Origin of the sequence: Clostridium sp. (assembly GCF_040797585.1) — a bacterium.
GTDB lineage: Bacteria > Bacillota > Clostridia > Clostridiales > Clostridiaceae > Clostridium_Z.
In genome coordinates, this window is the sequence record NZ_JBFNEO010000163.1 from 1 (window position 1) to 6,587 (window position 6,587).

Annotated in this window: 5 protein-coding genes; all 5 read right to left on the reverse strand. The window is 35.6% G+C overall.

Features of this window, described 5'->3' with window-relative positions:
- Positions 1 to 147: 147 nt before the first annotated feature.
- Entirely contained in the window at positions 148 to 2,214 is a 2,067-nt protein-coding gene (gene fusA / locus AB2369_RS10175; protein ID WP_367666370.1) for an elongation factor G, read from the reverse strand.
- A gap of 77 nt (positions 2,215 to 2,291) precedes the next feature.
- On the reverse strand, positions 2,292 to 2,762 hold the full coding sequence (rpsG, locus tag AB2369_RS10180; protein ID WP_367666371.1) for a 30S ribosomal protein S7: 471 nt from the start codon (positions 2,760 to 2,762) through the stop codon (positions 2,292 to 2,294).
- Between the two features lie 154 nt (positions 2,763 to 2,916).
- Positions 2,917 to 3,294 carry a 30S ribosomal protein S12 gene (gene rpsL, locus AB2369_RS10185; protein WP_367666372.1) on the reverse strand — a complete coding sequence of 126 codons (378 nt, stop codon included), beginning with the start codon at positions 3,292 to 3,294 and terminating at the stop codon, positions 2,917 to 2,919.
- A 68-nt stretch (positions 3,295 to 3,362) separates the two neighbouring features.
- On the reverse strand, positions 3,363 to 3,605 hold the full coding sequence (locus tag AB2369_RS10190) for a ribosomal L7Ae/L30e/S12e/Gadd45 family protein (protein ID WP_367666373.1): 243 nt from the start codon (positions 3,603 to 3,605) through the stop codon (positions 3,363 to 3,365).
- A gap of 163 nt (positions 3,606 to 3,768) precedes the next feature.
- Positions 3,769 to 6,587: DNA-directed RNA polymerase subunit beta' (gene rpoC, locus AB2369_RS10195; protein WP_367666374.1), on the reverse strand; the 2,819-nt coding region annotated here is incomplete at its 5' end.

A 6,587-nucleotide genomic window follows, 5' to 3' on the forward strand; every position in this document is an offset into this window, starting at 1 on the left:
TGTTCCAATGTTAACGTGAGGTTTATTTCTCTCGAATTTTGCCTTTGCCATTGTTTTATTCCTCCTTGAATTGAATATATATATTTTTACATAAATATTATAATATTATTTTACAAATAATCAAATATATTATTTATAAACTTTAAATTAAGCTTTATTTCCTACAACTTTCTCTTGTATGCTCTTTGGAACTTCTTCATAGTGATCAAATTCCATAGAATAAGTACCTCTACCTTGAGTTCTTGATCTTAGAGTAGTTGCATATCCAAACATCTCAGAAAGTGGAACGAATGATCTTATGATTTGAGCTCCATTTCTTGCTTCCATTCCCTCTATTCTACCTCTTCTAGAGTTAATGTCTCCCATAACATCTCCCATGTACTCTTCTGGTACAGTTACTTCAACCTTCATCATTGGCTCAAGTAATGCTGGATCTGCTTTAGCCATAGCATTCTTAAATGCCATAGATCCTGCAATCTTAAATGCCATTTCAGATGAGTCAACATCATGGTAGGATCCATCAAATAACTTAACCTTGAAGTTTATAACTTCATATCCACCAATTATACCACTATCAGAAGCTTCTTGAATTCCGTTATCAATAGCAGGAATGTATTCTCTTGGAACAGATCCTCCAACTATTGCGTTTTCGAACTCATATTCTCCTTCTGTTGGTATCATTTCTATCCAACAGTGTCCGTATTGTCCACGTCCACCTGATTGTCTTACAAACTTACCTTCAGCCTTAACAGCCTTTCTGATAGTTTCCTTATAAGCAACTTGAGGAGCACCAACATTACATTCAACCTTGAATTCTCTTTGAAGTCTATCAACGATGATTTCTAAGTGAAGCTCTCCCATTCCACCTATTATTGTTTGACCAGTTTCTTGATCTGTATGAGTCTTGAAAGTTGGGTCTTCTTCTGCAAGCTTAGCTAAAGCTATACCCATCTTTTCTTGACCTGCTTTTGTCTTTGGCTCTATAGCAACGTGTATAACTGGTTCTGGGAATTCCATAGATTCAAGAATTACTGGTGATTTTTCTGCACATAAAGTATCTCCAGTTGTTGTATCTTTTAATCCAACTATAGCTCCTAAGTCTCCAGCTCTTAGCTCTGAAACTTCTTCTCTATGGTTAGCGTGCATTTTAACAACTCTTCCTACTCTTTCCTTCTTACCCTTAGTGGAGTTTTTGATATAAGTACCACTTTCCATTACTCCAGAGTAAACTCTTGTGAAAGCAAGTTTTCCAACGAATGGATCAGTTGCTATCTTAAATGCTAATGCTGACATTGGAGCTTCATCATCAGCCGGTCTCTCTTCTTCTTCATTAGTATCAGGATTCATTCCCTTTATAGCAGGAATATCTAATGGAGATGGCATGTATGTAACAACTGCATCTATCATTTCCTGAACACCTTTGTTTTTATAAGAAGATCCACATATAACAGCTATCATTTGGTTAGCTATTGTAGCTTTTCTTATACCAGCATGAATTTCTTCTTCTGTTATTTCTTCACCATCTAAGTACTTCATCATAAGCTCTTCATCAGATTCAGCTATTGCTTCTATCATAGCCATTCTGTATTCTTCAGCTTGATCTTTTAAGTCTTCTGGTATTTCAGTATATTCCTTTTCAGTTCCTAGGTCATTCTTATGTATAATAGCCTTTTGGGTTATTAAGTCAATCATTCCTATGAATTGATCTTCTTGACCTATTGGAATTTGTATTGGAACAGCATTAGCTTTTAATCTATCTCTTACAGAATTAACACATGTAAAGAAGTTAGCTCCTGTAGCATCCATCTTATTTACATATATCATTCTTGGTACTCCGTACTTGTCTGCCTGTCTCCAAACAGTTTCAGTTTGTGGTTCAACTCCACTCTTAGCATCAAGTACTGTTACAGCACCATCAAGAACTCTTAAAGATCTCTCAACTTCAACTGTAAAGTCTACGTGTCCTGGTGTATCTATTATGTTTATAGCGTGACCTTTCCACTGACAAGTTGTTGCTGCTGAAGTAATTGTTATACCTCTTTCTTGCTCTTGAACCATCCAGTCCATAGTTGCAGCACCTTCATGAGTTTCACCTATCTTATGAGTCTTTCCTGTATAGAACAGTATACGTTCAGTTGTTGTCGTTTTTCCCGCATCTATATGCGCCATTATTCCGATATTACGGAACTTTTCTAATGGGAATTGTCTAGCCACGGTTTATTCCTCCTCTCAATTTGTACTTTTAAATTTGACAAAACTGTTTTGACTTTAAAAGCCAAAACAGTTTTTTATTAGTATCTGTAGTGTGCGAATGCTTTATTAGCTTCAGCCATCTTATGAGTATCTTCTCTCTTCTTAACAGCAGCACCTGTGTTGTTAGAAGCATCAACTAGCTCATTAGCTAGTCTTTCTCTCATGTACTTTTCGCCTCTCTTGCCAGCAGCTATTAGTAACCATCTGATTCCTAATGTCTGTCTTCTTTCTGGTCTTACCTCTATTGGAACTTGATAAGTAGCTCCACCTATTCTTCTTGCTTTAACCTCTAATAAAGGCATTATATTATTCATAGCTTCTTCGAAAACTTCGATTGCTTCCTTTCCAGTTTTCTCTGCAACTATTGAAAATGCGTCGTAGCATATCTTTTGAGCTACTCCTCTTTTACCATCTTCCATTATGCTGTTTATTAGCTTAGTTACTACCTTACTATTGTATATTGGATCTGGTAAAACATCTCTTTTTGCTATATGTCCTTTTCTTGGCACTTTTCTTCCCTCCTTAACAATGAATATTTAAGTCATCGGTACTCGACATTGTAACTTCATGCCGTAAAGTGCTCTATCTTCTGCAAGACAATCTATATAAACTTCCTATATATATTCAAATACTGAAGACATAGCACTAATCAACATTAAACTATTACTTTTGCTTTGGTCTCTTTGCACCGTACTTAGATCTTGACTGCATTCTGTTAGCTACACCTGAGCAATCTAATGCTCCTCTTAGTATGTGGTATCTAACCCCTGGCAAGTCCTTAACTCTTCCACCTCTTATTAGAACAACACTGTGCTCTTGTAAGTTGTGGCCTACACCTGGAATGTAAGCAGATACTTCGTATCCGTTAGTAAGTCTAACTCTTGCAACTTTTCTTAAAGCTGAGTTAGGCTTCTTAGGAGTCATAGTTTTAACTACTGTACAAACTCCCCTCTTTTGAGGACATTCCTTTAATGCTGGTGAATTTGATTTTGTTGTTGCTGTCTTTCTGCCTTTTCTTACTAATTGGCTAATAGTTGGCATAATTTTTCACCTCCTAAAAAATTTTAAAATTTAATCATCTATATGTTAAATTTTAGGAAATAGCTTAATTATTCTTTTATTGTAACCATAGCTGCTGACCCTACATCTATACTGCATAGCTTTCCTAATTCTTTCATAGTATCTATGTACTGAATCTCAACTTGAAATTCTTTTGCAACTTCAAGTAAAGGTTTTATAAGTTTAAAATCAGCATCACTTGCCACGTAGAGAACTTTTACTGCTCCACTCTTAATGGCCTTTGTGGCTTGTTTAACTCCAGCCACTTTTTTTCCTAAAACCCTGTCTACCATGATATTCCCTCCCTAAATGACAATATGATGGAGGCAAAGCATTTACTTTGCCTCTCATGAATACATGTAGACATCTTTAAACCACTAGAGTATATAATTTTAAAAAATCACACAAGTTGTATTTTATCATTTAGTAGTCTAACTGTCAATAAAATCTATGTGTTTACTCAATGGTATTTGTTAACTCAATATCTAGGTCTTCCTTATCTGTATTTAACTTTACAGATCTATATTTAGTCATACCTGTACCTGCTGGTATTAACTTACCTATAATAACATTTTCCTTAAGTCCAACTAGTGGGTCTATCTTACCCTTTATAGCTGCATCTGTAAGTACTTTTGTTGTTTCCTGGAATGAAGCCGCAGATAAGAATGAGTCTGTTGCAAGAGCTGCCTTTGTGATTCCAAGAAGTACATACTCACAAACTGCTTCTACTCCGCCTTCCTCTCTAACTATCTTATTCGCTTCGTTAAAGTCAAATATATCAACCATTGTTCCTGGAAGCATCTCAGTATCTCCAGCTTCAACGATTTTAACTTTTCTAGTCATTTGTCTAACAACAACTTCTAAGTGTTTATCATTTATATCAACACCCTGAAGTCTATAAACTTTTTGAACTTCTGAAAGTAAGTATTTTCTTACTCCTTCTATTCCTTTTATTTTCAGTATATCATGAGGGTTTACTGAACCTTCTGTAACCTCATCTCCAGCAGCAATGATATCATCATTACTTACCTTTAATCTTGATCCAAAAGGAATATCGTATTCTTTAACTTCCTCTTCTCCAGTTACAACAACAGTTCTCTTTTTCTTTGTTTCCTCTATCTTAACAGTACCTGATATTTCTGTTACTATTGCTAATCCCTTTGGTTTTCTTGCTTCAAATAATTCCTCAACTCTTGGAAGACCTTGAGTTATATCGGCACTAGTAGCAACTCCACCAGTATGGAATGTTCTCATTGTAAGCTGAGTTCCTGGTTCTCCTATAGATTGAGCAGCTATTATACCAACTGCTTCTCCTATATTTATCTTCTCAGCAGTTGCCATGTTCATACCATAGCACTTAGAACATACACCAATCTTAGCATCACACTTAAATACAGATCTTATCTTAACCTTAGTTATACCAGCCTTAGTTACCTTCTCTGCTAAATCACCATTCATATAGCTATCTTTAGCAACTACAAGTTCTCCTGTATTTGGATTTATTATATCCTCAGCAGTATATCTACCAGTTAATCTTTCCTTAAGATCTTCTATTATTTCATTTCCTTCTTTTATCTCTGTTACAATAATACCGTCATTTGTTCCACAATCTTCTTGTCTTACTATAACATCCTGGCTTACATCAACAAGTCTTCTTGTTAAGTATCCTGAGTCAGCTGTCTTAAGAGCCGTATCAGCATTACCCTTTCTAGCTCCGTGAGTAGATATAAAGTATTCAAGAACGTCTAGACCTTCTCTAAAGGAAGCCTTTATAGGAAGTTCTATTATCTTACCAGATGGAGCTGCCATAAGTCCTCTCATACCAGCAAGCTGTTTAATCTGTGACTTAGATCCTCTCGCTCCTGAATCCGCCATCATGAATATTGGATTTAACCTATCCAAGCTGCCCATAAGTGCATCAGCTACTTCTTCTGTAGTTTTAGTCCACTTCTCGATGACTCTCTCATATCTTTCATCTTCAGATATAAGACCTCTCTTATACATCTTCTCTATCTTATCAACTGTTTCTTCAGCCTCTTTTAATAGCACTGCTTTTGCATCAGGAACTATCATATCAGAAGCAGCAACTGTTATAGCTCCTATTGTAGAGTAATGATATCCCTTTGCTTTTATTTGATCCAGCATTACAGAAGTCTCTGTCGGACCGTATTTCATATAACATTTATCAACAATAGATCCTAGTTTCTTTTTATCAACTAAAAAGTCTACTTCTAATGTTAAATTATTTTCCGGATTACTTCTATCAACAAAGCCTAAATCTTGAGGTATAGATTCATTAAATATTAACTTACCTACAGTTGTATCTATTAATCCACTATAAGTAACTCCATCAATTTCTCTAGATACCTTTACTTTCACTTTTGAATGTAAGGTTATCTCATTTACTTGATAAGCCATTAACGCCTCTTCAAGAGATGAGAATAATCTTCCTTCTCCGATTTCTCCATCCTTATCTAATGTTAAATAGTAAGATCCCAGTATCATATCCTGTGTAGGTACACAAACTGGCTTACCATCGGATGGCTTAAGTATATTACCTGCAGATAACATTAAGAATCTTGCTTCTGCTTGAGCTTCAACAGAAAGTGGTACGTGAACCGCCATTTGGTCTCCATCAAAGTCAGCATTATAAGCTGTACATACTAAAGGATGAAGTTTTATAGCTCTACCTTCAACAAGTACTGGTTGGAATGCCTGAATTCCAAGTCTATGAAGAGTAGGTGCACGGTTAAGTAGAACTGGATGCTCTCTTATAACCTCTTCTAATACATCCCATACTTGTGGCTGAACTCTTTCAACCATTCTCTTTGCACTCTTAATGTTATGAGCTATTCCATCTTCAACTAACTTCTTCATAACAAATGGCTTGAATAATTCTAATGCCATTTCTTTTGGAAGTCCACACTCATACATATTAAGTTCTGGTCCAACAACTATAACAGATCTTCCTGAATAGTCAACTCTCTTACCTAGAAGGTTTTGTCTAAATCTACCTTGCTTACCCTTTAACATATCTGATAAAGATTTAAGCGGTCTATTTCCCGGTCCAGTAACTGGTCTTCCCCTTCTACCATTATCTATAAGAGCATCTACTGCTTCTTGAAGCATTCTCTTTTCATTTCTAACTATTATGTCAGGAGCTCCTAAATCAAGAAGCTTCTTAAGTCTGTTATTTCTGTTTATAACTCTTCTATATAAATCATTTAAGTCAGAAGTTGCAAATCTACCTCCATCTAATTGAACCATAGGTCTTA

Excerpts from the sequence above, each read along its gene's own strand:
- rpsL (WP_367666372.1), bottom strand. The coding sequence starts at position 3,294 with ATGCCAACTATTAGCCAATTAGTAAGAAAAGGCAGAAAGACAGCAACA.
- AB2369_RS10190 (WP_367666373.1), bottom strand. The coding sequence starts at position 3,605 with ATGGTAGACAGGGTTTTAGGAAAAAAAGTGGCTGGAGTTAAACAAGCC.